The organism is Mesorhizobium sp. M2E.F.Ca.ET.219.01.1.1, from assembly GCF_004016445.2.
Taxonomy (GTDB): Bacteria; Pseudomonadota; Alphaproteobacteria; order Rhizobiales; family Rhizobiaceae; genus Mesorhizobium.
The window spans coordinates 1-281 of the sequence record NZ_SADT02000290.1 but is presented as its reverse complement, the minus strand read 5'-3'; the positions used below and the strand labels follow the sequence as shown (position 1 = coordinate 281).

Annotated in this window: 1 protein-coding gene; it reads right to left on the bottom strand. The window is 60.9% G+C overall.

Translation table 11 applies throughout. The annotated features are described in order from the left end of the window. Nucleotides 1-281 (bottom strand): NAD(P)-binding domain-containing protein (locus tag EN862_RS35880; protein WP_135913359.1); only part of this gene is annotated, 281 nt, incomplete at both ends.

Sequence of the window (281 nt, the reverse complement as noted above, 5' to 3'; positions counted from 1 at the left end):
AATTCGTGCAGGATCTTGTAGGGCAAAGAGGCAAAGATGAGATCCGCCTTGGCCGTCGTCAGTCCGCTTTGGACGGCCTTTTCCGAGTAGAGCGAACCCAGCCCGATTTCCATCAGCGTGTCGGATCTGGAGATGTGGGTGGTCGAGCGCTGCACCATGGTCACGTCGGCGCCGGCCTCCCAGAGTGCGGCGGCGATATCGTGGGCGGAATTGTTCGAACCGATGACGACTGCCTTCTTGCCGGCATAGGCGTCGGGGCCGGGATGCTTCGAGGAATGGTG